22 protein-coding genes are annotated in these 24,071 nt (G+C 62.6%); 14 read left to right on the top strand and 8 right to left on the bottom strand.

Annotation, left to right across the window (positions count from 1 at the left end; all coding sequences use genetic code 11):
- Position 1 precedes the first annotated feature (1 nt).
- Genes ACELLULO517_RS13430 through ACELLULO517_RS13400 form a run of 7 tightly spaced genes read left to right on the top strand, consistent with a single transcriptional unit; the run spans position 2 to position 8,817 of the window.
- On the top strand, positions 2 to 1,345 hold the full coding sequence (locus ACELLULO517_RS13430) for an ABC transporter substrate-binding protein (protein WP_227307910.1): 1,344 nt from the start codon (positions 2 to 4) through the stop codon (positions 1,343 to 1,345).
- Between the two features lie 7 nt (positions 1,346 to 1,352).
- Complete coding sequence (locus ACELLULO517_RS13425; RefSeq protein ID WP_227307909.1) at positions 1,353 to 2,267, top strand: carbohydrate ABC transporter permease; 915 nt, start codon at positions 1,353 to 1,355, stop codon at positions 2,265 to 2,267.
- Positions 2,264 to 3,124 carry a carbohydrate ABC transporter permease gene (locus ACELLULO517_RS13420; RefSeq protein WP_227307908.1) on the top strand — a complete coding sequence of 287 codons (861 nt, stop codon included), beginning with the start codon at positions 2,264 to 2,266 and terminating at the stop codon, positions 3,122 to 3,124. The genes ACELLULO517_RS13425 and ACELLULO517_RS13420 overlap by 4 nt, the downstream gene beginning before the upstream one ends.
- 38 nt (positions 3,125 to 3,162) lie before the next feature.
- Positions 3,163 to 4,239, top strand: coding sequence for an ABC transporter ATP-binding protein (locus tag ACELLULO517_RS13415; protein ID WP_227307907.1), 1,077 nt, complete (start codon positions 3,163 to 3,165; stop codon positions 4,237 to 4,239).
- A gap of 9 nt (positions 4,240 to 4,248) precedes the next feature.
- Positions 4,249 to 4,578 (top strand): hypothetical protein, encoded by a 330-nt coding sequence (locus tag ACELLULO517_RS13410; protein ID WP_227307906.1) that lies wholly within the window; start codon positions 4,249 to 4,251, stop codon positions 4,576 to 4,578.
- A 22-nt stretch (positions 4,579 to 4,600) separates the two neighbouring features.
- Positions 4,601 to 6,829 (top strand): N,N-dimethylformamidase beta subunit family domain-containing protein, encoded by a 2,229-nt coding sequence (locus tag ACELLULO517_RS13405; RefSeq protein ID WP_227307905.1) that lies wholly within the window; start codon positions 4,601 to 4,603, stop codon positions 6,827 to 6,829.
- A gap of 32 nt (positions 6,830 to 6,861) precedes the next feature.
- Positions 6,862 to 8,817, top strand: a complete 1,956-nt coding sequence (locus ACELLULO517_RS13400; protein ID WP_227307904.1) for a primary-amine oxidase — start codon at positions 6,862 to 6,864, stop codon at positions 8,815 to 8,817.
- A gap of 56 nt (positions 8,818 to 8,873) precedes the next feature.
- Here ACELLULO517_RS13400 and ACELLULO517_RS13395 read toward each other — a convergent pair whose 3' ends face one another.
- From ACELLULO517_RS13395 to ACELLULO517_RS13385, 3 genes are read right to left on the bottom strand one after another with little or no spacing between them, the layout of a single operon-like run.
- A complete protein-coding gene (locus ACELLULO517_RS13395) occupies positions 8,874 to 9,605 on the bottom strand; it encodes an SIS domain-containing protein (protein WP_227307903.1) in 732 nt (243 codons plus the stop codon).
- Positions 9,602 to 11,113, bottom strand: a complete 1,512-nt coding sequence (locus tag ACELLULO517_RS13390) for an FGGY-family carbohydrate kinase (protein ID WP_227307902.1) — start codon at positions 11,111 to 11,113, stop codon at positions 9,602 to 9,604. The genes ACELLULO517_RS13395 and ACELLULO517_RS13390 overlap by 4 nt, the downstream gene beginning before the upstream one ends.
- On the bottom strand, positions 11,110 to 11,862 hold the full coding sequence (locus ACELLULO517_RS13385) for an SDR family NAD(P)-dependent oxidoreductase (RefSeq protein WP_227307901.1): 753 nt from the start codon (positions 11,860 to 11,862) through the stop codon (positions 11,110 to 11,112). Before ACELLULO517_RS13385 ends, ACELLULO517_RS13390 begins: the two co-directional genes overlap by 4 nt.
- 128 nt (positions 11,863 to 11,990) lie before the next feature.
- Here ACELLULO517_RS13385 and ACELLULO517_RS13380 point away from each other — a divergent pair, with 128 nt between their 5' ends.
- The 3 genes from ACELLULO517_RS13380 to ACELLULO517_RS13370 all read left to right on the top strand — a co-directional run bounded on the left by ACELLULO517_RS13380 (position 11,991) and on the right by ACELLULO517_RS13370 (position 14,445).
- On the top strand, positions 11,991 to 12,740 hold the full coding sequence (locus ACELLULO517_RS13380; protein WP_227307900.1) for an MBL fold metallo-hydrolase: 750 nt from the start codon (positions 11,991 to 11,993) through the stop codon (positions 12,738 to 12,740).
- Positions 12,737 to 13,096: an MmcQ/YjbR family DNA-binding protein gene (locus tag ACELLULO517_RS13375; protein WP_227307899.1), complete on the top strand. Its 360-nt coding sequence runs from the start codon at positions 12,737 to 12,739 to the stop codon at positions 13,094 to 13,096. The genes ACELLULO517_RS13380 and ACELLULO517_RS13375 overlap by 4 nt, the downstream gene beginning before the upstream one ends.
- Before the next feature lie 158 nt (positions 13,097 to 13,254).
- Positions 13,255 to 14,445 carry a LacI family DNA-binding transcriptional regulator gene (locus ACELLULO517_RS13370; RefSeq protein ID WP_227307898.1) on the top strand — a complete coding sequence of 397 codons (1,191 nt, stop codon included), beginning with the start codon at positions 13,255 to 13,257 and terminating at the stop codon, positions 14,443 to 14,445.
- A gap of 200 nt (positions 14,446 to 14,645) precedes the next feature.
- Here the strand turns inward: ACELLULO517_RS13370 and ACELLULO517_RS13365 are convergent, their stop codons facing one another.
- From ACELLULO517_RS13365 to ACELLULO517_RS13355, 3 genes are read right to left on the bottom strand one after another with little or no spacing between them, the layout of a single operon-like run.
- Positions 14,646 to 15,623: an ABC transporter permease gene (locus ACELLULO517_RS13365; RefSeq protein WP_227307897.1), complete on the bottom strand. Its 978-nt coding sequence runs from the start codon at positions 15,621 to 15,623 to the stop codon at positions 14,646 to 14,648.
- Positions 15,620 to 16,747, bottom strand: a complete 1,128-nt coding sequence (locus ACELLULO517_RS13360; protein ID WP_227307896.1) for an ATP-binding cassette domain-containing protein — start codon at positions 16,745 to 16,747, stop codon at positions 15,620 to 15,622. The genes ACELLULO517_RS13365 and ACELLULO517_RS13360 overlap by 4 nt, the downstream gene beginning before the upstream one ends.
- Entirely contained in the window at positions 16,698 to 16,949 is a 252-nt protein-coding gene (locus tag ACELLULO517_RS13355) for a substrate-binding domain-containing protein (protein WP_227307895.1), read from the bottom strand. The genes ACELLULO517_RS13360 and ACELLULO517_RS13355 overlap by 50 nt, the downstream gene beginning before the upstream one ends.
- 325 nt (positions 16,950 to 17,274) lie before the next feature.
- On the opposite strand from ACELLULO517_RS13355, the gene ACELLULO517_RS13350 reads away from it, so the two are divergent.
- The 3 genes from ACELLULO517_RS13350 (at position 17,275) to ACELLULO517_RS13340 (ending at position 20,498) form a co-directional block, all read left to right on the top strand.
- A complete protein-coding gene (locus ACELLULO517_RS13350; protein WP_227307894.1) occupies positions 17,275 to 18,072 on the top strand; it encodes an HpcH/HpaI aldolase family protein in 798 nt (265 codons plus the stop codon).
- A gap of 11 nt (positions 18,073 to 18,083) precedes the next feature.
- A complete protein-coding gene (locus ACELLULO517_RS13345; protein WP_227307893.1) occupies positions 18,084 to 19,475 on the top strand; it encodes an FAD-binding oxidoreductase in 1,392 nt (463 codons plus the stop codon).
- Positions 19,476 to 19,544: 69 nt separating this feature from the next.
- Positions 19,545 to 20,498: a DMT family transporter gene (locus tag ACELLULO517_RS13340; RefSeq protein ID WP_227307892.1), complete on the top strand. Its 954-nt coding sequence runs from the start codon at positions 19,545 to 19,547 to the stop codon at positions 20,496 to 20,498.
- On the opposite strand, the gene ACELLULO517_RS13335 is transcribed toward ACELLULO517_RS13340, so the two are convergent.
- Positions 20,499 to 21,419, bottom strand: coding sequence for a LysR family transcriptional regulator (locus ACELLULO517_RS13335; RefSeq protein WP_227307891.1), 921 nt, complete (start codon positions 21,417 to 21,419; stop codon positions 20,499 to 20,501).
- Between the two features lie 129 nt (positions 21,420 to 21,548).
- Here ACELLULO517_RS13335 and ACELLULO517_RS13330 point away from each other — a divergent pair, with 129 nt between their 5' ends.
- On the top strand, positions 21,549 to 23,075 hold the full coding sequence (locus ACELLULO517_RS13330; protein WP_227307890.1) for an MFS transporter: 1,527 nt from the start codon (positions 21,549 to 21,551) through the stop codon (positions 23,073 to 23,075).
- A gap of 8 nt (positions 23,076 to 23,083) precedes the next feature.
- Here ACELLULO517_RS13330 and ACELLULO517_RS13325 read toward each other — a convergent pair whose 3' ends face one another.
- Positions 23,084 to 23,923, bottom strand: a complete 840-nt coding sequence (locus ACELLULO517_RS13325; RefSeq protein WP_227307889.1) for a mechanosensitive ion channel family protein — start codon at positions 23,921 to 23,923, stop codon at positions 23,084 to 23,086.
- Positions 23,924 to 24,071: the final 148 nt, after the last annotated feature.

Here is a 24,071-nt window from a genome sequence, read left to right as displayed (position 1 = left end):
AATGAAACGTCGTGAATTCGGAACTCTGGCAGCGGCCTTGGGGCTTGCTGCCGCACCCTTCGGGCGTGCTTTTGCTTCCGTCGCAGACCTAGAGGCCGCCAGCGGCAAGCCCGTGTATTTCCGGGGCTGGCAATTTGCACCGGAAGTCGTCCAGTCCAATGTGAAACGATACAATGACTTGGAGCACGGCAAGATCGATTATGCGACCGTGACCGGCGACTATCCTGCCATCATGGAACAAAGCCTGATCGCCAAAGCGGATCTGGACGTGCTCTACGCCAATCCTTCAACCGCCGTGCGTTATTACGAAGGTGGTTGGGTGCTTCCGGCTGAGACCCTGCCGGCGGCCGCCGAGATCAAGGCCGATATGCTGCCGCAATTTCTGGACGCCTGGTCCTATGACGGCAAATTGCTCGGCCTGTCCTATTTCGCCAGCACGCGCGGATGCGTCCACACCAATCTTCTTGCCTATAACAAGGCCGGAATGACGGATAAGGATTTTCCGGCGGATTGGGACGCGCTTTACGATCAGATCTATGCGCTGCATGACAAGGGTGTCGCGACGCCCATTCTGCCGCATTGGTTCGGTGACTGGTACGGCATTTCCTGGGGTTTCGTCATGGAAGTGCTCAATCGCGGCAATCCGGTCGCGGATCCCACGACGCATAAGCCGACCATGACGGTCGATCCGAACGGGCCGGCCTATAAGACCCTCGCGCAATGGAAAAAGCTCTGGAAATCCAAGCTCGTCCCGCAGGAAGTGCTAACCTATAACGAATCCGCCTATATCGATGCCTTCGCCTCCGGCCGCTACGTGTTCAGCCCGCAGCAGATCTATGACGTGCAGACCATGAACACCCCGGGTCGCAGCCAGATCGCCGGCCATGTCACCATTCTGCCGATCGTCAAGCAGACTTGGGGTCTGATCGATTCCGCGCTCTATCTGATGACGAACCGCAAACGCCCGGAAGCCCAGACCGACGACGTGAAAAAATTCGCGTCTTGGTACGGCTTCAAGGACGGCGACGGCAAGACCTTCGTGGCAGACCGCTGGATGGACACGCATATGCTGTTCTCCGCCTATAAATCGGTCATGAATTCGCCGGCCACGGAAGCGCGTATCAAGAAGGCCGTCGCCCGGCCGGGTGATTATGAGGTTCTGCTCGACGTCTATAAGCAAACGCCCTTCCCCGTCGGCATCTGGCGCGTGGTCTGGTCGGAGGAATTCAATTCGTTCCTGAAGGATACCTTGTCCAAGTTCCTGCTCAACGACGGTGATATCGCAGATACCATCAAAAGCATGAACGATCAGATCGACAGTCTGAACGACAAATACGGGATCTGACACCGGCATGGCGACGATCGCACCTCAGAAAGCCAAGGCTCGCCGCCGAGAGCTGACCGACGGCCAGTTTGCGCTGATGATCGGCCTGCCGGTCATTCTTCTACTCATCGTGATCGTCGCCTATCCGCTAGCCTATTCTGCCTGGATGGCTTTTCATCGCATCCTGTTCTTCGGCGGCTATCGCACGAAATTCGTCGGTTTCAAGAATTTCGCGACGGTGCTCAACGATCCCGAATTCTGGTGGTGTACCTGGGTCACGATCCGCTTCACGGTGGAAAGCGTGATCCTGACCATGCTGCTCGGCCTTGCCATAGGTCTTCTGCTCAACCGGCCGACCCGGTTCGGCGGGGTGTGGCGCACGCTGGTGTTTTTGCCCTGGTGCGTTTCCCTCTATGGCGCGGGGCTGATGTTTGCCTATCTCGCCCGTGGCCAGACCGGGCTGCCGACCGCGATCCTGGCCCATCTCGGCATGCAGAATGTGCCGGACTTCATGACGACGCGCACCATTGTCGAGGTGCTCGCTATCGGCAGTTCATGGACCATGGCGCCGCTCGTCGGCTTCTTCGTGCTTGCCAATCTCAAGACCATTCCGAAGCGGCTGTACGATCTCGCGGCGATCGACCAACTGACACCGCTGGAGACCTTCTGGAACGTCACGCTGCCGCCGCTGCGCTTCACGCTGTTTGTCTTCACCTCGATCGCCACCGTGCTGTCGATGAAGCTGTTCGACCTCATCTTCGTCCTGTCAGCCGGCGGCCCTGGTGACGCATCCTCCACCCTCACCTATCAGCTCTACAAGGTGAGTTTCATTAACCTCAATCTCGGCTATGGCGCTGCCATGTCCTTTTTCCTGCTCCTCTTTATCATCGGCTTGACCATGAGCCTTTATCTGATCTGGGGAAGGCGGGAGAAGCAGATATGACGAAGCGCCGCCCCAATTTCGTCATTGCCATGACGGTCCTGATCATCTGGTCGCTGCTACCGATCCTGTGGTTCGTGCGCATGGCCTTCATGAACCACGCCGAAATCGCCAATTTCCCGCCGCATATCTTTCCGTCCAGCTTCAACCTGTCGTCCTTCGTCAATATCTTTGGCTACGACTACAAGCTCGCGGACGGTAGCATCTCTGCGGCCTCTGGTCAGGCCGGTCAGATCGAACTTGGGCTACAGAACAGCATCATCGTCTCGGCCGCGGTGACGCTGATCACGATCATCATCGTCGTGCCTCTCGCCTATGTCTTTGCCCGGCTCGACTTCCGCTTCAAGAATGTTCTGCTCAACGCCGTGCTACTGGCCGTCGCCATTCCGCCGGTCTCCACCCTCATCCCATTCTATACGCTATATGTTCAGCTTGGGCTGGTAGGCACCTTGCCGGGACTGATCATCATTGACCTGACGACCACGGTGCCCTTCGTCACCTGGATGCTGATCGGCTATTTCCGCAATCTGCCGCCGATCGAACGGCTGGCACGGATCGACGGTTTCAGCCGGCTGCATACGCTGCTTTTTCTCATTCTTCCCCTCGCACGCAGCGGCGTTGCGGTTTCAGCCATCATCGCCTTTCTGTTTGCCTGGAACGAGTTCACCTTTGCCCTGGTGTTGGTGAACGGCACCCCCGCAACAACCCTGCCTGCCGCGATTTCCGGCTTCCTTGGCCAGGACCCGAACCCGGCCCAGCTCGCCGCCTGCATTCTCATCACCATCATCCCGCCCGCGCTGGTCGCTTTCTTCCTGCAGCGTCATCTGGCTGAGATGAACATCGCTGATCCGGTTCGTTGACGATGACCAACACCGCCCCGTTTGGAGCCCTTGTCTGAATGGCAAAGATCGAACTGCGGCAAATCCGCAAATCCTATGACCGCTACGTGGCTGTCGAGAATTTGGATCTTGACATCATTGACGGTGAATTCCTCGTCATGCTCGGCCCGTCCGGCTGCGGCAAGACCACGACCCTGAACATGATCGCGGGGCTGGACTATCCGTCCCAGGGACAGATCCTGTTCGACGGCCGCGACGTAACGGCCGAGCCGCCGCATGGGCGTAATGTCGCCATGGTCTTTCAGTCCTCGCTGCTTTACCCGCATCTGACCGTCCGCAAGAATATCGAAGCCAGTCTGCGGCACAGCAAACTCTCCAAGGCTGAACGCGCGCAGCGTATCGCGGATGCCGCGCGTATGCTGGAATTGGAGCCGATGCTGGATAAGCTGCCGAGCCAGATGTCCGGCGGCCAGCGGCAGCGCGCAGCGACGGCCAAGGCCATCGTCCGCGAACCCGCGTGCTTTCTGTTGGATGAGCCGCTTTCGGCGCTGGATGCCGCCCTGCGGCTCTCGCTCCGCTCGGAACTCGTCAATCTGCAGAAACGCCTGGGCACCACGGCCGTCTTCGTGACCCATGATCAGGTCGAGGCGATGACGATGGGTGACCGTATCGCCGTCATGTCGAAGGGCAATCTGGAACAGATCGGCACGCCTGACGAAATCTACAATCAGCCGGCCAGCCTTTTCGTCGCGACCTTTCTGGGCTCGCCGCCGATGAATGTCGTTGCCGGCGCCATATCAAACGGCGTCTTCCATGCTGGACCTGTGGCGATCGACCTCGCGGGGCGCGGCATTCCCAATGGACCAGTCAGCCTCGGCGTACGGCCGCAGCATGTGACCGTCACGGCGCCTGACGCGCCGGGCGCCATTCCTGTCACCGTCTATGCGCTGGAACATCTGGGCCGCGAATCCGTTGTGATCGGCGATGACGCTACAGGCAACAAACTCCGCGCGCTGGTCGATCCCGGATTTCACGCCCGCATCGGCGACCGGCTTGGCATTGCGCCGGAAGCAGGGGCGTGTTTCTTTTTCGGCGCCGACGGCCGCCGTATCGCTGTTTCATCCTCCCCCGCATAGAGGGCGATCATGTACCGCATCAATCCTGAGATGGATCAGCAATATGTCGAGGAGTTCCGGCGCCAGCCGGTGGGGCGGCACAGCCCCGGATTGATGCGCGTCCTGAACACGCTGCGCTATGACCCGAGTGGCAAGCAGATTGTGCTGTTCTGCCGCAAGCCCTTTGCGGAATGGCAGATCGCGGAAATGCCCGCCAACCGGCTTGATCCGCTGGTCTTCGAGGACAGCCCGATCTTCACCAATCGAGATGAGGCGGAGTGGGAGATTTTCCGCAGGCGTTGGTTCAAGGCCACGGGCCAGCATCTGAACCAGCCTTTCAGAAGCGCCGACGAAGTCTGATCGCGAGCGGGGACAAGACATCATGTTAAAGATTCTGGGCTATCCTGACCGCTATAGCGTCGCACCCGGTGAAGCGATTTCCTTCCAGATTTCGCTCGAAGAGGGCGACGCCTTCTCCGCAAAAATCGTCCGTGTCTTGAACGGGGATTGCAATCCCGCCGGGCCGGGGCTCGATTTGCCGCATCATCCCAGCAGCGTCGATGGCACCTATCCGGGTCAGCCGCGCCGTGCGGATGCCGGCTCCTACCTCATCGCCGAGAGCGTACCGCCGCTCGACAATGTTTCGTTCCGCGCACTAATCTGGCCGACGCTGCTTGACCGCCGTGGTCAGGTCATCGCATCGCAATGGGACGCGGCTGCCAAAACCGGCTTCATGCTGGAACTGGATGAGGGCAAGCTGTCCCTCGTCACCGGTGGCGGTATGCGTCAGACCCTGCCGCATAGCTTGCTGGAGCGGAAATGGTATGCGGTCAGCTTCAGCCTGACGGCCGCGACGGGCGCCTTCCGCCTCTCCCTCTCGCCCTTGCAGAAGGATTTCGGCGTCGATGATGCGGGGGAGATCGCAGGCAGCCTCGGCCCCTCGATAGCCGCCGCCACGCCCTTCATCCTCGCCGGCGCGCCGCTGGCGGACGGCACGATCGGTGCCCATTTCAACGGCAAGATCGAAGGCCCGACTTTGGTCGCCGGCGCAGAAAGCCATGCCACTTTGGCGGTCAATCCGCTGCCTGCGGCAATCGCCCCGAAGCTCATCGCCGCCTGGGATTTTTCCGACGGTATCTGCAGCACCACTGCGATCGATAAGAGTGCCTTCCGCCATCACGGTCGTCTGGTCAATCTGCCGGCCCGCGGCATGAAGGGCAGCGGCTGGACCGGGGTGCATCATAGCTGGCAGGCCGCACCGGCCGAATATGGCGCCGTGCATTTCCATGAGGATGATCTGTACGACGCCGGCTGGCCCGCCGATATCATCTGGCAATTGCCGGAGGATGCCAAAAGCGGCGCCTATGCGCTGCATGTGACCTGCGGTGAGACCGAGCCCGAGGCGATGCGGGAATGCTATATCCCCTTCTTCATCCGGCCGCCGCGCGTCAAGAAACCCGGCGTTACGCGGCCAAAAGTCGCCTTCCTGGCCCCTACCTGCTCCTATATGGCCTATGCCAATCATGGCGAGCATATCACCGTGCGGGGCGTCGAACGTCTGATGGGACGGCTGCTGCATTTCGGCCATCAGGATGTCTATCTCTACGACCATCCTGAACTCTGCCATTCGCTGTATGACAAGCATGCCGATGGCTCGGGCGTCTGCTATTCCAGCCGCATGCGGCCCAATATCAACTGCGCGCCGCGCTACCATTCCTGGCTCGGCGGTGACGGTTCAAGCTTGTACCAATACAATGCCGATACGCATCTGTTCGGCTGGCTGGCGCATAACGATATCGGCTATGACATCATCACCGACGAGGACCTGCATCGCGACGGCTATCCGCTCATCGAGGATTATCAGGTCATCCTCACGGGTTCGCATCCGGAATACCATTCGACGGCGATGTGGGATGCGATGAAATCCTGGATCGATCGCGGCGGACGCCTGATGTATATGGGCGGCAATGGCTGGTATTGGCGCATCGCCTTTCATGACGAGCTGCCGGGCGTCATTGAAGTGCGCCGCGCGGAAGACGGCATCCGCTCCTGGGAGGCCGAGCCCGGCGAATACTACCACTCCTTCACCGGCGAATATGGCGGGCTCTGGCGCCGCTGCGGGCGGCCGCCGAATATGATGGCCGGCATCGGCTTCGTGGCGCAGGGTTTCGACGTCTCCAGCCCCTATCGGCGCGCACCGGACGCGGACAACCCCCGCGCCAGCTTCGTCTTCGAAGGGGTGGAGGATGAGGTTATCGGCGATTTCGGTCTCATCGGCGGCGGTGCTGCCGGTATCGAGCTGGACTGCATCAATCGCCTGCTCGGTTCGCCGCCCAATATCCTCCGCCTCGCCTCCTCGGAAGATCACAGTCCTTTGATGCTGTTGGTGAATGAGGAATTCACGGCCACCCTGCCGAATCTGGGCGGGGACCAGAACGAAAAAGTCCGCGCCGATCTCAGCTTTTATGAGACGCCAGCTGGCGGCGCGGTCTTTGCCACCGGCTCCATCGCCTGGTGCGGCTCGCTGCCCTGGAACAACTACGAGAACAATGTCTCACGAATCACATTGAATGCACTTCGGCGCTTCATGGACCCGAAACCTTTCGTGTAGGATGGCGACCAGACAGAACAGGAGCAAGGCACATGGATAGTATCGTCACTGAGACGCGAGCGGCGTTGCATCCGCTCGACCCGCTCTCAGGCGCGGAACTTGCCCGTGCGGCCGAGCTGATCGTCAAGCATTTCGACTGGGGCGCGGATCTGCGTGTCGAGACCGTCGATCTTGACGAGCCGGCGAAGGATCTTGTGCGGGATTATGTGGACGGCGCGAGCTTTCCCCGCATCGCGCGCTTCAATATCTATCGCCGTGGCGTCATGGGCGTCATCATTGGCCGGGTCGATCTTGGTAGTGGCGAACTGGTCTCGCAGGTCTTCCGCGAAGACGCGCGCGCCATGGTCGCGATCGAGGAAGTGTTCGAGATCGAGAAGACCGTGAAGGCCGATCCGCGCTTTCAGGACGCTCTGCGCAAGCGCGGGTTGATCGACGATCTGGAATTCATGGCCGTCGATCCTTGGACGGTCGGCGATTTCGGCCATGCGATCGAACAAGGCCGCCGCGTGCTCAATTGCTTCATCTGGATGCGCACCTTCCCGCTCGACAATTACTACGCCCATCCGGTCGAAGGCCTGCATGCGCTGATCGATGTCAGCACGCTGGAAGTGCTGGAAGTCGTCGATCACTTCGCGGAATCGGGCGATTACATCCCGGTGCCGCGCACGCCGCGCAATTACGACGCGGCACTGCTGACGGAATTCCGTCCGCCCTCCTCCGCGCTTGACGTCGTGCAGCCGGATGGCGCCGGTTTCAAGGTCGAAGGCCATAAGGTGACCTGGGAAAACTGGGATTTCCGCGTCGGCTTCAACGGCCGCGAAGGGCTGGTGCTCTATCGCATCGGCTATACCCATGGCGGGGAGCGTCGGCCGATCGTCTATCGCGCCTCCATCGCCGAAATGGTCGTGCCTTACGGCACGCCGGAACGCAGCCATTACCGCAAGAATGTTTTCGATAGCGGTGAACTCGGCTTCGGCCGTATGGCGAATTCGCTGACGCTCGGCTGCGATTGCCTCGGCACCATCCACTATTTCGATGCCGTGGTGCCGACCGTCTATGGCACGCCGCGCACCATCACCAATGCAATCTGCCTGCATGAAGAAGATGCCGGCCTGGCCTGGAAACATTTCGACGTGCGTACCGAACGCACGGATGTCCGTCGCGCCCGCAAGCTGGTGATCTCGTCCATCTCCACCATTGGCAATTACGAATATGCCTCATACTGGTATCTGCATCAGGATGGCCGCATCGAATATGAGATGAAGGCGACGGGCATCATCAATACCGCCGCCTGCCATCCGGGTCAGCCCGGGAAATTCGGCACGGAAGTGGCGCCCGGAATCGTCGGGCACATCCATCAGCATATCTTCTGCGCGCGGCTGGATATGGAAGTCGACGGACCGAACAACACGGTCACGGAATGCGATACCCGTGCGCTGCCGCTCGGACCCGAAAACCCCTACGGCAATGCTTTCCTGATGGAAGAAAAGCCTCTCATCAGCGAATTGGCGGCACAACGCGACGTGGATTTCGCAAAAAGCCGGTATTGGCGCATCACCAACCCAGAGGTGAAGAACTGGGTCGGCAAGCCGACCGCCTTCAAGCTGGAGCCGATGTCGGCCGTGCAAGCCTATACCCATCCCGACAGCCCCTCCGGCCGGCGTGGGCGTTTCATTCAGCATCAGGTATGGGTGACGGCCTATAATCCCGAAGAACGCTATCCGGCCGGTGAATTCGTCAACCAGTCCAGCACTAAGGAAGGCGGATCGGAAGGTCTGCCGCAATGGACCAAGGCAGACCGGCCGACCGACAATACCGATATCGTGCTCTGGCATAGTTTCGGCCTGCATCATATCACGCGGCCGGAAGATCATCCGGTGCAGCCTTGCGTCGTCTGCGGGTTCAAGCTGATGCCCTCGGGATTCTTCGATCAGAACCCGGTCATCGACCTGCCCCCCGCCGTCAACAAGAAAAGCTGCTGCGCCTGAAGCCATATCCCATCAGGTGTTTCCACCTGATGGGAAGATTTGCGGTCTTGAGAAACTTACAGATGCTGGTTGCGCGTCTGATAGCGCGCGACCAGCATGGCATTGCGTTCTTTCGCGCCGGGCATATTGGCGCTGACATAGATCGGCGCTTCCAGCCCCTGTGTCGCCATGCGCGCAACAGCCTCCGCCAGCAGCGCGTTCAGGATCGCCGCACCAATCACGGTCGATAGCGGCCCGACATTGGGCTGGCCCTCGGCGGCCTGAAACCCTGCATCACCCGGCACCGTGCGATTGTCGATGGCGATATCGGCCAGGTCGAAAAGCCTCGGACGGCCGGCGGCGGCGGCTTTCGAATAGGCGTCGGATGTCACGGCAATGACGACTGCGCCTTTATCGCGCCCATAGGCCGCCGCCTCCACCGGCACGGCATTGACGCCGCTATTGGAAAAGATGATCAGCACATCGCCGGCTGCGATCGGATAGCGGCTCAGAACCTCTGCCGCGATGCCCGTTTCCCGCTCGCGCCTGGTGCTTTCCACCGCACCCTCATGCAGCATCAGCACAGGTGACAGCACCGGCACCACGGCCGCCACGCCGCCCGCGCGATAATGCCCTTCCTCGGCCAGCATATGGGAATGGCCGGTGCCGAAGAGATAGATCAACCTATCCGCGACAAGCGCCTGAGTGATGGCGCCTGCCGCCGCGTCGAACGCATTTTCCTGACCCTGATGCAAGGTCGCCAGCGCATCGGCCGCCAGAGCGAGATAGGAGAAAGCAGCCTCGGTCATGACAAAAGCCTTTGCTCGTTCGGGGGCTTTGCCTCGGCCAGCGCACCGGCATAGGTCCGGTATCGCGCAAAGCCCAGCTCATATCGCCCGTCACCCGCAGGGTCATGACGATGAAGAATACGGCAGCACGCCGCAGACGCTTCCGGGATGGAGGGATACCAGCCGATCGCCGTGCCGGCGAGAAGGGCCGCACCCTTGGCGCCGAATTCCTGGCCCATCGGCACTTCCACCCTGCGGTTCAGCACGTCAGCGATCATCTGCCGCCAGAAGGCGCTGCGCGCACCGCCGCCGACCAGCCGCACGGTGCCGAAATCCAGCCCCGTGGCCACGAAGCAATCGCGAATGGCATAGGCCACACCTTCATAAACGGCGCGCAGCAGATCGGGCCGGCGGTGCCGCGCTGTCAACCCGGCGAAACCGCCGCGGGCGCTAGGGGCCAAGACAGGCGCGATGATGCCGACCTCGCTGAGATAAGGAATATACACCGCACCTTGCGCGCCGGGCGGCGATTGGCGGGCAATATCCGCCATCCGGTCGTAGGCATCCTTTGCCTCCACAAAATCCGGGCAAAGCGCGGCCAAAGCCCAGTCGATATTCACGGTGCCCGCGACATTGACCATGCTGCGCAGCCAAAGCCCGCCCGGCAGCGTGAACAGAATGCCCAGATCGGGTGGCGTGAAAACGGGCGCCGATACCGCCACGCCATTGAGGCAAGTCGTGCCGAGAATGCTGACGGCCGCCCCCTCAGCCAAGCCCCCCGCGCCGATGACGCTGGCTGCCACATCACCCGCGCCGATCGCCACGGGCGTGCCTGCGCTTAGTCCCGTTGCACGCGCTGCCGCCTCGGTCACAAAACCGGCAATGCTCTCGCAGGCCTGCGGCTCGGGCAGAAGATGCGCCCAATCCTGAAGACCGAATAGTGCGATCAGGGACGGCGAACGGCCCCGCGCTCGGGCATTGCCCGGTGCCACGGCCGCTTCCACGATATCGGTCGCGATCCTGCCCGTCAGCTGCGCGCGAATGAAATCCTTCGCCCCGATGACGGCTGCCGCCCGCGCCAAAATCTCCGGCTCATGCCGCGCCAGATGAGCCAGCACCGGCAGTGTGCAACCCTGCTGCATGGCGGAACCGGACTCGGCAAAGATGCGCGACATCAGCGCAGGGTCTTGCGCAATCATGGCGTCGATCAGCGGCTGCGCCCGTCCGTCGCTCCAGAAAATGCCCGGACGCAGGACGTGCCCTTGCTCATCGACCACCCAGGCGCCGACCATGGCACCGGAAAGACCGATCGCGGCGATGCTTTCAGTCGGCACGCGCGCGAGCACGCGACCAATGACATCGCATGTGGCTGCCCAAACCTCAGCCGGGTCCGCCTCGGCCCAGGCCGGTTGCGGCGACAAGACAATGGTCTGCCGCGTGGCGGATGCAACCTCCTGCCCGTCCCGGTCGAAAACAGCGGCCTTGACGATGGAGGTGCCGATATCGATGCCGAGAAGATACGTGGTCACAGGGCAGACCATCCTCCGTCCACCGGCAGCATGACCCCGTTGACATAGGAGCTATCGGCGCAGGCCAGAAACAGCGCGGCCCGCGCAATCTCCTCCGCTTGGCCGACACGCTTCATCGGTGTGCTTTCGCCCAGTCGGGCGCGCTCAGCCTCCGTCGTGATTGCACCGACCATCGGCGTCTCGATCGTGCCGGGGCAGATGCAGTTCACGCGAATGCCCTGGCTCGCCCATTCCACCGCCAGCGTGCGCGTCAAAGCGATGACGCCGCCTTTGGCAGCGGTATAGGCATCCGCGCCCGGCACGCCGGCAATGGCCATGATGGAGGCATTGTTGATGATGGAACCGCCACCCGCTTCCAGCATGCGCGGAATGGCATATTTGCAACCCATCGCCTGGCCTTTGAGATTGATGCCGAGGATCGCATCCCAGGCATCGCCCGGCGTATCGACGATGCTCGCCATCCGGAAACGGGCGTTGGAACTATAGCCGACGCCGGCATTGTTGAAGAGCACATCCAACTTGCCGAAACGCTCACAGGCAAAGGCGATCATCGCCGCAACCTGATCTTCCTGCGACACATCGACGGTAAAGGCGGCCGCACCAATCTCAGCCGCCACACGCGCGGCGCCCTCGCCGTTCCAATCGGCCAAAACGACGGACGCGCCTTCGGACACGAATAGCCGGCAAGCGGCCTCGCCTTGTCCCGAAGCGCCGCCCGTCACCACCACAACCTTGCCGCTGAGTTTCACGCGCGCTCTCCATCGATCAATGCATAAGCTATCGCTTTCCACGATACCCTGAAAGAGTGGCGGATTGTCATATCGCGACCGCTCTTCTAGACTTCAAAGACAGTATCCGCGGATCGAAAGGATAAGCGATGCGTGTCTCTCCGCAGATCCATCTTGTTGCCAGTGGCAATGTAGGTTTTTCATTGACGGATAAATTTGACTGCAACGCCTGGCTGATCGAAACTGGCGACGGGCTGGTGCTGTTTGATGCCGGTGCCGGACGCGATATCGCCTCCATCTTCGCGGAATTGACCACCAACGGACTCGATCCCGCCGACATCAAGCATATTTTCCTGACCCATGCGCATGCCGATCATTCGGGCGGCGTCGCACCGATCCTCGATCAGCTCTCGCGACCCGTCACGCTGTATGCCGGTGAAGAGGCTGCCGCTCGCATGCAGTCGCATGATGAAACCCGCATCAGCCTCGATACCGCGCGACGCTTCGGTGTTTATCCTGAGAGCTATCGCTGGCAAGGCGCGACTGTCGACACTGTCCTAGCCGACGATGCCGTCATCCACATCGGAGAGGCATCGATCCGCCTGCTGAAAACACCGGGCCATAGCGCCGATCACTGTTCCTATCTCGTGACGCTGAGCGGCAAAACAATGCTTGTATCCGGGGACGCGCTTTTCGCCGGCGGCACGGTCTTCCTGCAGGACATTCCGGATTGTAGTTTCACGGCGACAATCGCCACCGTTCGGCGCTTATCCAATCTCACCTTTGACATGTTTCTGCCCGGCCACGGCGCTTTCGCGCTGAAGGAGGGCATGCGCCATGTTCGCAGGGCCGCTGATTTCGCTGAGCGCGGCCTCGCCCCGCCGAATTTCGGCGGATGACACGCGACGGTTTGAACAGTTTCTGCCAAAGCCTGCCCGCCACGACCCATGTCGTGCAATGGGGCGGATCCGATGTCTGGAAGGTCGGCGGCAAGGTTTTCGCCATCGGCGTGCCGCAAGCGAAGACAATACTTGTCACTTTCAAAACCAGCCCGATGTCCTTTGACCTGTTGAAAGAGCAGCCCGGTCTGCGGCCTGCGCCCTATCTCGCCTCGCGCGGCCTCAAATGGATACAGCATTACGCGAAACCCGGATTGTCCGACGCCGACCTCCGCGCCTATCTCGCGGAATCCCATCGGATCGTCGCCCTCGGCCTGTCGCGCAAGCGGCGCGCGGAACTTGGCCTCGCGGACTAGCCGCGCTGACGGAGTCCTTTGCTAACACTTGTCGTCTTTAAGAATTCGCGCCTTCGACTTGCAATGTAAGCGTTTACGTGCTTTATGCCATGTCAGTATTCCTGTGAAAGCTTTGGGCTTATTGATCATCATGGCTCGTTTACCTTCGGGGCAATCGCTTGGCCGATGACAAGGTAACAAGGCGCTCGCGCGGCGGTACCGGCCGCACACGGCTGGCGGAAGTCGCCCGGTTGGCGCAGGTCTCCACCGCGACCGTTTCCCGCGTCTTCAATGAACCCGCCAAGGTTTCGGACAGCATTCAGCAGCGGGTGCGGGAAGCGGCCGCCGCACTGCATTGGATTCCCAATGCCGCCGGCCGGGCGCTCGCGTCCCGCCGCAGTCATATCGCAGGTGCGATCATCCCGACGCTGGATAATGAGATCTTCGCCCGTCAGATCAGCGGCATGCAGGCGGTCTTCGCGGAAAATGGATTCACGCTTCTGCTCGGCTGCAGCAATTACGATCCCGCCGAGGGGCTCAACCAGGTACAGGCCATGCTGGCCCAGGGCATCGAGGTTCTGGCGCTGGTCGGTGAGAATTATCCGCCTCAGGCTTTCGATCTTTTGCGGCAGCGCGGCATTCCCTATGTCCTGACCTATGGGTTTCGCCATGACAGCCCGCATCCCTGTATCGGCTTCGACAATCGCGCGGCCTTCCGGCAGATCGCCGATTACATCGTCTCGCTCGGCCACAAGCGGATCGCGGCGATTTTTCAGCCGGTCGACGCCAATGACCGTGTCGTCGCGCGGCTGGAGGGTCTGCGTGAAGGATTGGCCGCCGGTGGCGTGACGCTGCGTGCGACCGATCTGCATATCGGCCCGTCTAGCATGGATTTCGGCGCCGAGAGCCTGCGTCGCATCATGGCCAGCAAAACGCGGCCGACGGCGATCATTTGCGGCAATGACAATCTGGCGCTCGGCGCCATCAGCGCCGCACTCGATCTCGGCTTCGATATTCCGAATGATCTGTCGATCACCGGCTTTGACGATCTCGCCATCGTCTCCCGCATCGCCCCGCAATTGACCACCATGCGGGTCGATAATCTGGAGATCGGGCGGCTGGCCGGTCAGCAGCTTGTCCAGGCGGCCGGCGGCGGTGTGCCGGTTCAGTCCCACGAATTGCGTGCGGACCTGCGTCTGCGCGCCACCACCAGCCCGCCACGCTCAGCGGCGGGCGCGACGGCCGCCGCCGGCGACGGTAATGACGCCGATGATCACAAGCCCCGTCATCAGCAGCCGCGTGCCGGCATCCGCACCCAGCGTGTTGAGCATGATCTGCAGGAAGACAAGAAACAGCGCCGCGCCCCATAGGCCCAGCACCGTCGCCTGCCCGCCGCCGACCGAGGTGCCACCGAGGCCGACGATGACCATGAAAACCGCCAGGCTCGCCGCCGCACTCGCCATGCTGCCCGCGCCATGGCCGCCAGCAATGACGATGGCGGCGGCAAACACCACAACCGCACCGATGAAGGACAGCATCCAGGGCTGGGACGCGGCGCGTCGAACGAGCTTCATTGTGCGGCCTCCTGCCGATTGATGAGCGCGCGTGCGGCCAGGATGACAATCAGGATCAGCCCATTGGCGCCGATCTGCCAATCGGGCGAGACATGCATGAAGGAGAGCAGAGAGTTGGAGGCGAGTGCGAGCGTCAGCGCGCCGATCACGGCGCCGATCGGCGAGACTCGACCGCCCACGAATTCACCGCCGCCGAGGATGACGCCGGCGATGGAGAGCAGCGTATAGCCACCGCCGACATTGGGGTCGGCCGCCGTCGCAATGCCGATCAGCGACAATCCCGACAGCACGCCGAAAACCCCGGCCAGCGCGAAGGCGATCATCTTGATGGCGAGGATGGACCAGCCGGCCGTCTCGATCGCCTGCGGATTGCCGCCGGCACCGCGCAGCACCGTGCCGAAGGAGGTCCGCATGAGGCCGAAATGCGTGACCAGGCCAATGACGATGGCCGCCACGATCGGAAAGGGCAGATAAGGCGTGTGATAGCTCATCGGCCCATGCAGCCAGTTCGGCACGGCGCCGCCGGGCTGCGGCAGCAGGATGATCGCGGCCCCCTGCCAGACGAAACTCATGCCGAGCGTCCCCACGATCGATGGCAGGTTGCGCAGGCGGATCAGCGCGCCGACCAGCGCATAGACCAGGATGCCGCCCAGGATCATGGCAATGCCGATCAGCGGGCGCTGCGGCAGCCAGGTGGCACCCACGCAACCGATAAAGCTTACGAAGAAACCGATCGACAGGTCGAGATCGTTGACGGTGATGACGAACATCTGGGCGATCGTCGCGAGTGCTATCGGGATCGCCAGATTGAGCATCAGGTTGAAGCCGAAATAGCTGATGGCGCGTGGGTTCAGCCAGCCGATGGCGATCAGCACCAAAGCGAGCGACAGGCTCGGCAGCAGCGTCCGCAGCAGCCGTCGCGGCGCCAGATACCGCGTGACGATGGCCCGACCGGGCATCAGCGCCGCGCTCATGCCGCGCCCTCCGCGAAGGAGGAGGCAATCACGCGTTCCTCGGTCACGTCATCATGGTCCAGGTCTGCGGTGATCACGTCATTGCGAAAGACATAGACGCGATCGCAATTATCCAGCTCCTCGAATTCCGTGCTGTACCAAAAGAAGGTGCGCCCGTTCTCAGCCTCCTTGCGGATGATGTCATAGACTTCGAGCTTGGTGCCGATATCGACGCCGCGCATGGGGTCATCCATCAGCACGATCTCGGCATCCGAGGCCAAGGCCCGGGCGAACAGCGCCTTCTGCTGATTGCCCCCCGAAAGCGTCAGGATATTGTCCCGCATATCGGGCGTGCGGATGCCGATGCGGTGGCGCCATTGCGTCGCCAGCGCATCTTCCTGCTTCGCGGATATCAGGCTGTAGCGCGTCATCCGACGCATGGACCGCACCGCGATATTCTCGGTGATCGACCACAACGGAAAAATGCCATTCGTCTGGCGGTCGCCCGCCACCAGCGCCATACGCCCGGTGACGCGCAGACCCGTCTGCCGCGCGGCGGCAGCCCGGAAAATGCGCAGCAGCATGCGCGTCTGGCCATGGCCTGCGAGCCCGGCAAGGCCGATGACCTCGCCCTTCCTGGCCAGCAGGGAAATCTGACCGCCCTTGCGCGGCTTGGCTTCAATGACCGTCGGGCGATCGCGCAGGCTGCGCCTGGCGGTCCCCGCGCCACGATCACGATGGGTATTGCCCATGGCGAGCACAAGCGTCTCCCGGTCGAAGGACGAAGCATCGGCCGCGCGCACCACCGTGCCGTCGCGCATGACGACGATGCGATCGGCATTGTCCAAAATCTCGCCCAGCATATGGGAGATCAGGATTGTGCTGAGGCCACTCTGTGCGGTGCGGCGCATATGGGCGAGCAATTGGTCCGAGGTCTGGGAATCGAGCGAGGATGTCGGCTCATCCAGAATGATGAGATGCAGCGGATCGTGCGTCAGACAATAGGCGCGGGCAATCTCCACCATCTGCCGCTGGCCGATGGCCAGATCGCCGATGAGATCGAAGGGGGAAATCCCATGGCCCGGAAAAATCTCGTCAAGCTTGGCGGAGATCACCGTCGAAGGCGACGACGACAATGCCGGCATCGCAGGCCTGTTTAATGGATCCGTTCAGCGCTTCCGGGGATGCGGCGTCAATCACGATCGCGTCATAGCCCTGCAGGATCAGGTTCTGAACCTGTGCTGCCTGGCTCGGCGCATCCTTGTCCGCCGTCGTGAACGCGTCCGCCGCCGCGACGATCTTATCTTTCACCGCCTGCTGGCCGACTTCCTTCCAACTGTCCAGCATGGCTTGGCGCTAGGAATTGCCGGCATAGTAATTGGATAAGGCGATCTTCTTGCCTGATGAATCCGCGAATGCCGTGGACGCGAGAGAGGCAACGAACAGGCTCGCCAGAATTGCTGTACGCATGGTTCCTCCAGTGCTTATTGTCAGCCGGTCTCATCGCCGGATTAGAATTGCGAAAGTAAGCGCTTTCATTGCTCGCCATAAGGGGATAAAAGAGCGATCGGGAAAACGGACCGAAAGGCCGGCTTCTCTGTGCGCCGCAGAAAAAAATGCGACGGCAGGGACAGTCACCAGACCGGCAGACAAAAGACGAGGGACAAGCGCCATGTTCTCCACCAATGCATTGAAGAAGAGCCTTGCCGGAGATCGGCCTTTATTTGGCGTCTGGCTGGAAACAGGCAGCGCCGTCGTCGCCGAAATCATCGGTCATCTCGGTTTTGACTTCATGATCCTGGACCTCGAACACGGCCAGGGTGATCTGCAGGACGCCATCGCCGTGCTGCGTGCCGCCCAATTGACGCAGACGCCCTGCATCGTCCGGGTGCCGGCGGCCGACCCTGTCTTCCTCAAGCGCATTCTGGATTCCGGCTTCAATTCCATCATGGTCCCCTCCGTCGAAAGCGTGGAGGAGGCCGAGATGGTGGTCGCCGCCTGCCGCTATCCGCCTGCCGGTCGGCGCGGCTATGCCGCCGGCATCGTGCGTGCCTCCGGTTACGGCATCACGGCCGATTACATGGCGCGCGCGAATGACGAGTTGCTGCTGATCCTGCAGATCGAATCGGCCAATGCCGTCGCCCGCGCCCATGAAATCTGCGCGGTCGAGGGTGTCGATCTGCCGTTCCTCGGCGTCAATGACATGGCCGGCTCCATCGGTCTGCTGGAAAAGCTCGACCGGGCGGAGGTTCGCGCCTTGGTCGCTCAGGCCGAGCGCGCCATGGCCGGTTCCGGCAAGCCTTACGGCACGGTGCCGAGTGCCGGCGCCACCTGGCAGGATCTTGTCCGCGCCGGTTACAAGCTTCTGCCGGTGACGAGCGACGTCTCGCTGCTGCGTGACAACGGGTTGCAATTGCTGGCGGAACTGCGGGGCGCGGCCGGTCAATCACCATCCCGCTCCGGCTATTGATTGGTGCCCCGATGACAGCCGATTCCGCCCAAGTCATCGCCGCGCTGCGTGACGCGCTCGGCGACCGCGCCGTGCTGACGGGCGCCGATATCCCAGACCGCAACAAGCAGGATTGGAGCACGCTGAGCGCTGTCCTGCCGCTCGCCGTCATTCGCCCCACCGATCCGGCCGGCGTCGCGGCCAGCATGCGGATTGCGGCCACCTATGGTGTGCCGGTCGTGCCGCAGGGCGGCCTCACCGGACTTGCCGGCGGGGCGCGGCCCATCGAAGGCAGCATCGCGCTGTCGCTGGAGCGGTTGACAGGGATCGAGGAGATCGACCGCGATTCCGCCACCATGACGGTGCGCGCCGGCACCACGCTGGAGGTGATCCAGAAGGCGGCGGAGGATGCCGGCCTCTATTGCGCGCTCGATCTCGGCGCTCGCGGGTCCTGTGCCATCGGCGGCAATGTCTCCACCAATGCCGGCGGCAATCGCGTGCTGCGCTACGGCATGGCGCGCGAGATGGTGCTGGGGCTGGAGGTTGTGCTGCCGGACGGCACGCTGGTCACCAGCCTCAACAAGATGCTCAAGAACAATGCCGGTTATGATTTGAAGCAGCTGTTCATCGGTAGCGAAGGCACGCTCGGCATCATCACGCGTATCGTGCTGCGGTTGTTTCCGCGCCCGCATTGCACCATGGCCGCACTCTGCGGCCTGCCCAGCTATGACGCCGTACTCAGCCTTCTCGCCTCCGCACGCGGCTCTCTCGGACCTTTGCTCTCAGCTTTCGAGGTCATGTGGCCGGATTACTGGGAGGTCGCGACAAGACAGGTCGCGGGCGTGCGCGATCCGCTGACCTCTCACCATCCCTTCTATGTCCTCGTCGAAGCGCAGGGCAATAAGGACAGCGATACGGAGGGTTTCGAGACCTGGCTGGAAAGTCAGGTCGAGGCGGAGGTCATCACGGACGCCGCCGTTGCGCAGTCACTGGCCGACGTCAAAGCCTTCTGGGGCACGCGCGACGCGGCGGCGGAGTTCAAGCTTGTCCTCGGGCCGCATAGTTCCTTCGATATCGGCCTCGCGGTCGCCGACATGGACCGCTATGCGGATGCCTGCCGGGCGCGGCTGGCACAGGAGATCCCCGGCTGTTTCAGCTGCTTCTACGGCCATATCGCGGACGGCAATATGCATATCATCGCCTGCGTGCCGGGCGCGCCGGCACAGCCCTATGATGCGATCGATGCCGTCGTCTATGACGAAGTCCGTCGCCGCCACGGCACGGTCTCGGCCGAGCACGGCATCGGGTTGAAGAAGAAACCCTTCCTGCCCTTCTCGCGCAATCCGGAGGAACTGGCGCTGATGGCCGTCATCAAGCACGCGCTCGATCCGCGTTCTCTCCTCAACCCCGGGAAGGTCCTTTGAGACACAGCTTTGATTTGCGCCACTCTGGTCCTAAGACGATTGGAATGGCGTGAAACAAGGCTTGGCTGAATGAGTGACCGGATTCTCAGTGAGGAGGAAGCGGGCCTCGGCAGCCTGAATGCTGCGCCCGCGCAGGACAAAGGCTCGCAGCACCTCCTCGGCATCGCCTGTCTTCTCGTCACGGCCGTCGGCTGGGCTTTGAACTGGCCGGGCATGAAGATCATCCTCCATGTCTGGCCGCCGCTGTTTTCGCGGGGCATGGCGGGCGTTGTCGCGGCCCTGGCCCTCGCGGTCGTCGCCGCGTTGCGTGGGCAAAGCCTGAAGGTTCCCCGCGCCGCAATCCCCAGGCTGCTTGCCGCCTCCCTCACCAATGTCCTCGTCTGGATGGGTCTTTCGACCGTCAGCATGCGCTGGGTCAGCGTCGCGGAAGGCGCTTTGCTGGTCTATACGATGCCGATCTGGGCGAGCCTGTTTGCCTGGCCGATCCTTGGGGCCAAACCGAATGCGCGGGGCTTCCTGGCCCTCGTTCTCGGTCTCGCGGGTGTCGTCGTGCTGCTCGGCGGCAGCGGATTGTCGCTCTCCGGCGATCAAGCGGTCGGGGCGGCGCTCGCGCTGACGGCCGCCATATGCTTCGCCCTCGGCACGGTGTTGAACGGCAAACCGCTGCCTTTGCCGCCCATTACTTCGACCGCCTGGCAGGTCGGCCTGGGCTGTCTGCCCATGCTGGTGGCCGGTGCCTTGTTCGAGCATCCGCATCTGCGGGCGATGACGCCCGTCGCGCTCGGCAGCCTCGTCTACATGACCGTCTTCCCGATGGGCATCTGCTACCTGACTTGGTTCGCTGCCCTGCGGCGCCTGTCGGCCGCCACGGCCTCCACCGCCATGCTGCTCGTTCCGGTCCTCGGCACCCTTTCCGCGGTTCTGCTGCTCGGCGAAACGCTGGGATTGCGCGAAATCCTCGCCATGCTGCTGACCCTGAGCGGGGTCACCCTGGCCCTCGGTCGCAGCCGATCCGCGTCCTGATCAGACGGCGGCACCCGGCAGGCTGTCGCATTGCGTCGCGAATAGCCGTTCACTCAGGAAATCGACCAGAACCCGCACTTTCGGCGAAAGGTTACGGCTGGACGGCCAAAGCAGGCTGAACTGTCCCGGCCCGTCCATATGCTTGCCCAGGATCGTCTGCAACTCGCCCCGCGCCAGCGGCTCGCGGACCAGAAAATCCGGCATGCAGCCAATGCCAAGGCCGCTGATCACGGCACGGCGCAGTGCCTCCATATTGTTGCAGGTCATCAGGATGCGCAGACTTGGCTCTGCCGCACCGGCCGGCAAGGTCAGCGGCCAATCCGGCAGCTTGCCGCTATTGGGGTAGCGGAAACGGATGCTCAGATGCCCGTCGAGGTCACGCGGCGTCTCCGGCAGGCCATGCTGGCTGAGATAGGAGGGCGCGGCGCATAGCACCATCTGAAAGGGCCTCAGCGCCCGCATCATCAGCCGCGAATCCGGCAGGTCGCCGCTGCGGATCGCGACATCGACGCCTTCGTCGATCAGATCGACGATGCGATCGTTGAAATCCAGGTCAAGCTCGATCTCGGGGTAGCGCGCAATGAAATCCGGCAGCAGCGGCAGCAGCAGATGATAGCTCACCAGCGGCGCGCTCAGCCGCAGCCTGCCACGCGGCGTCTCCAACGTACGGGCGATGGCGGCCTCGGCATCCCCCAGATCATCCAGAATGCGCCGGCAGCGCTCATGGAACATGCGGCCCTCTTCCGTCAGCCGAATGCTGCGGGTCGAGCGTTGAAACAGCCGCACGCCCAGCTGCGCCTCCAGCTTGCTCACGGCCTTACCGACGGCCGAGGCCGAAAGGCCCAGCACGCGGCCGGCTGCGGCGAAACTGCCGAGATCGGCCGTGCCGACAAAAGCGTCGAGGCCGCTGAGGCGGTCCATAATAGGTCCTATTCGAGCGTTTAATTCCGTTATCTAAGGAAGAATACCGTGGTTCCGGGGTGATTGTCGCGAAATTATCTTGCCTGCTGACGGGGCGCTCAGCCGTCCCGATTCTTTGCAGGGGTTTCCATGACCGCATCCGCCATCCCGCCCACAGCGGGGGAGAAAGCCGCTGGCCTATTGGCTGTCTGCCTGGCTGCCGCCGCCATGCCGCTGACCTTCACGGGACCGGCGGTGGCGCTGACCGAGATCGGGCGCACCCTTGGCGGCAGCCCGATCGCGCTGAACTGGGTCACCAATGCCTTCATGCTGACCTTCGGCAGCGCGCTGATGGCGGCCGGCGCCTTGGCCGACCATCACGGCCGCAAGCGCGTCTTCCTCATCGGCACCGGCGCCTTCGCCCTCGTCTCGCTCGGGCTCGTCTTTGCACCCAATATCCTGTGGTTCGATCTGCTGCGCGCCGGCCAGGGATTGGCGGCGGCGGCGGCCTTCGCCGGCGGCATGGCGGCGCTGGCGCAGGAATTCGACGGCCATGCGCGCACGCGCGCCTTCAGCATCGTCGGCACCAGTTTCGGCGTCGGCCTGTCGCTCGGCCCCATCGCCTCCGCCGTGATGATCGACGCCTTCGGCTGGCGCAGCATTTTTTGGCTTGTCCTCGCTTTGGTCTTGCCCAGCTTTCTCCTTGCCACCCGCGTGTTGCGGGAATCGCGCGACCCTGCGGCCAAGGGGCTGGACTGGGCCGGCGCCATCAGCTTCACCGCGGCGCTATCGCTGTTCACCTATGGCGTTCTGCTCGCCCCGCAACGCGGTTGGGGTGACGTGCGTGTCATCGCCCTGCTGATCGGTGCGGTGGTCTTGTTCGCCGTCTTCGGCCTGGTGGAAAAGCGTGTGGCGCGGCCGATGCTGGACCTGACCTTGTTCCGCTATCCACGTTTCGTCGGCGTGCAGTTGCTCGCTGCCGCCCCGGCCTATGCCTTCGTCGTGCTGCTGATCCTTCTGCCAATCCGCTTCACCGGTATCGAAGGGATGAGCGTCATCGCCGCCGGACAGCTGATGATCGCGCTCTCCGCCCCGCTGCTGGTGCTGCCGATCCTGGCCGGACTGCTGACCCGCTTTCTCTCCCCCGCCATTATCTGCGGTATCGGCTTGCTGATCTCGGCTGCCGGCCTGTTCTGGCTCAGCGGCTTTCCGGTCGGCACAGCCCATGGCCTTATCATCGCGCCGATGATCATGATCGGCACCGGCATCAGCCTGCCCTGGGGTCTCATGGACGGCCTCGCCGTCAGCGTTGTCCCGAAGGAGCGTGCCGGTATGGCGACCGGCATCTTCAGCACAACCCGCGTGGCCGGCGAGGGCGTGGCGCTCGCCCTCGTCAGCGCCATTCTGTCGGCGCTGACGGCGGCGCATCTCCCGGCCGGCAGCGCCAAAACCGCACAGCGTCTGGCGACCGGCGATCTGGCCGGCGCCAAAACCTCCCTGCCGGGCGTCCCACCCGCCCTGCTGGTACAAAGCTACTCGGCCGGTTTCGAAACGCTGCTTCTGCTGCTCACCGGCATCACCGTGCTGACGGCGATCGTGGTCTTCCTGTTCCTGGGACGCGGAGCACAGGCGGCCAAGGCCGCTTTGCCGGAATGCTCGGTCTCGGTCGGCGACTAGATTAAGCCTCAGGCCGCACGCTGCTGGCGGCCCGGCTTTTCCATCTGCTCGTCGATCGCCCGCAGGATATCGTTCTTGATCGAGCCCGTGCTGTCGCCGTCGGGCGCGAAGGTGATCACGATCTGAATGCCATTGTCAGTGCCGCCGCGGTCCAGCAGCACGCTCGGCGCCGGGGCGGCCTGCACCTTCGGCGTTGCGACGGTGATGTCCTTGATCCGGGTGCAAGCGTCGTTCAACCCCCAGCCGGTCGGCACCGGCACACGCAATTGGGCGGTCGTCACGGGCTGGGTATAGGTCGTCATATTGCGGATCGGCTGCCCCCAGACGCTGCCGTTCGGGATGATGATCTGGGTATTGCTGTCGGTCACGACCTCCGTCCAGAACAGCGACAGGCTGCGCACGGTGCCGGTATTGCCGCCGACCGTCACCGCATGGCCAATGCGAAAAGGGCGGAAAATCAACAGCATCACCCCGGCTGCCAGGTTCGACAGCGTGCCCTGCAGCGCAAGGCCGATGGCCAGGGACGCCGCGCCGATGACCGCGACCAGGCTGGTGGTCTGGATGCCGAATTGCGACAGCACGGCCAGTACCACGATGGTCAGGACGAAATAGCGGGCGATCGAGCTGAAAAAGCCCCGCAGCATCTCATCCACATGTTTGGAATGCCGCAAGGCGCGGTTGACCAGGAAGTCGGCCCGTCCGGCCAGCCAGAATCCGATGATGAGGATCGCCAAAGCGCCAACGACATGCAGCGCGTTGTTCAGCACGAAGGGCAGGATGACCCCGGGGTCGGCGATGATGTGATTGATGCCAAGGTCCGTGGACGCCGGCGGAGAGGTCGTCGCCATGGAAATTCTCCGTTCTGGAATAGCCTGCCCGCCAGATCGGGAAGGGGGTCCGGATTTCAACCGGGCAGGCTGGCCCTGCCTACAAATTGCCCTTAAAGACGGGTATTGGGGCCGAGCAGTCTTCCGTCCAAGGTCTTTAGAAGGATCC

Source organism: Acidisoma cellulosilyticum, from assembly GCF_020621385.1.
GTDB classification, from domain to species: domain Bacteria; phylum Pseudomonadota; class Alphaproteobacteria; order Acetobacterales; family Acetobacteraceae; genus Acidisoma; species Acidisoma cellulosilyticum.
This window is presented reverse-complemented; position numbering and strand designations above follow the sequence as displayed.

Excerpts from the sequence above, each read along its gene's own strand:
- ACELLULO517_RS13375 (WP_227307899.1), top strand. The coding sequence starts at position 12,737 with ATGACACGCGACGGTTTGAACAGTTTCTGCCAAAGCCTGCCCGCCACG.
- ACELLULO517_RS13340 (WP_227307892.1), top strand. The coding sequence starts at position 19,545 with ATGAGTGACCGGATTCTCAGTGAGGAGGAAGCGGGCCTCGGCAGCCTG.
- ACELLULO517_RS13415 (WP_227307907.1), top strand. The coding sequence starts at position 3,163 with ATGGCAAAGATCGAACTGCGGCAAATCCGCAAATCCTATGACCGCTAC.
- ACELLULO517_RS13410 (WP_227307906.1), top strand. The coding sequence starts at position 4,249 with ATGTACCGCATCAATCCTGAGATGGATCAGCAATATGTCGAGGAGTTC.
- ACELLULO517_RS13360 (WP_227307896.1), bottom strand. The coding sequence starts at position 16,747 with ATGCCGGCATTGTCGTCGTCGCCTTCGACGGTGATCTCCGCCAAGCTT.
- ACELLULO517_RS13420 (WP_227307908.1), top strand. The coding sequence starts at position 2,264 with ATGACGAAGCGCCGCCCCAATTTCGTCATTGCCATGACGGTCCTGATC.
- ACELLULO517_RS13355 (WP_227307895.1), bottom strand. The coding sequence starts at position 16,949 with ATGCTGGACAGTTGGAAGGAAGTCGGCCAGCAGGCGGTGAAAGATAAG.
- ACELLULO517_RS13345 (WP_227307893.1), top strand. The coding sequence starts at position 18,084 with ATGACAGCCGATTCCGCCCAAGTCATCGCCGCGCTGCGTGACGCGCTC.
- ACELLULO517_RS13430 (WP_227307910.1), top strand. The coding sequence starts at position 2 with ATGAAACGTCGTGAATTCGGAACTCTGGCAGCGGCCTTGGGGCTTGCT.
- ACELLULO517_RS13330 (WP_227307890.1), top strand. The coding sequence starts at position 21,549 with ATGACCGCATCCGCCATCCCGCCCACAGCGGGGGAGAAAGCCGCTGGC.
- ACELLULO517_RS13325 (WP_227307889.1), bottom strand. The coding sequence starts at position 23,923 with ATGGCGACGACCTCTCCGCCGGCGTCCACGGACCTTGGCATCAATCAC.
- ACELLULO517_RS13425 (WP_227307909.1), top strand. The coding sequence starts at position 1,353 with ATGGCGACGATCGCACCTCAGAAAGCCAAGGCTCGCCGCCGAGAGCTG.
- ACELLULO517_RS13365 (WP_227307897.1), bottom strand. The coding sequence starts at position 15,623 with ATGAGCGCGGCGCTGATGCCCGGTCGGGCCATCGTCACGCGGTATCTG.
- ACELLULO517_RS13335 (WP_227307891.1), bottom strand. The coding sequence starts at position 21,419 with ATGGACCGCCTCAGCGGCCTCGACGCTTTTGTCGGCACGGCCGATCTC.
- ACELLULO517_RS13400 (WP_227307904.1), top strand. The coding sequence starts at position 6,862 with ATGGATAGTATCGTCACTGAGACGCGAGCGGCGTTGCATCCGCTCGAC.
- ACELLULO517_RS13350 (WP_227307894.1), top strand. The coding sequence starts at position 17,275 with ATGTTCTCCACCAATGCATTGAAGAAGAGCCTTGCCGGAGATCGGCCT.
- ACELLULO517_RS13405 (WP_227307905.1), top strand. The coding sequence starts at position 4,601 with ATGTTAAAGATTCTGGGCTATCCTGACCGCTATAGCGTCGCACCCGGT.
- ACELLULO517_RS13380 (WP_227307900.1), top strand. The coding sequence starts at position 11,991 with ATGCGTGTCTCTCCGCAGATCCATCTTGTTGCCAGTGGCAATGTAGGT.
- ACELLULO517_RS13395 (WP_227307903.1), bottom strand. The coding sequence starts at position 9,605 with ATGACCGAGGCTGCTTTCTCCTATCTCGCTCTGGCGGCCGATGCGCTG.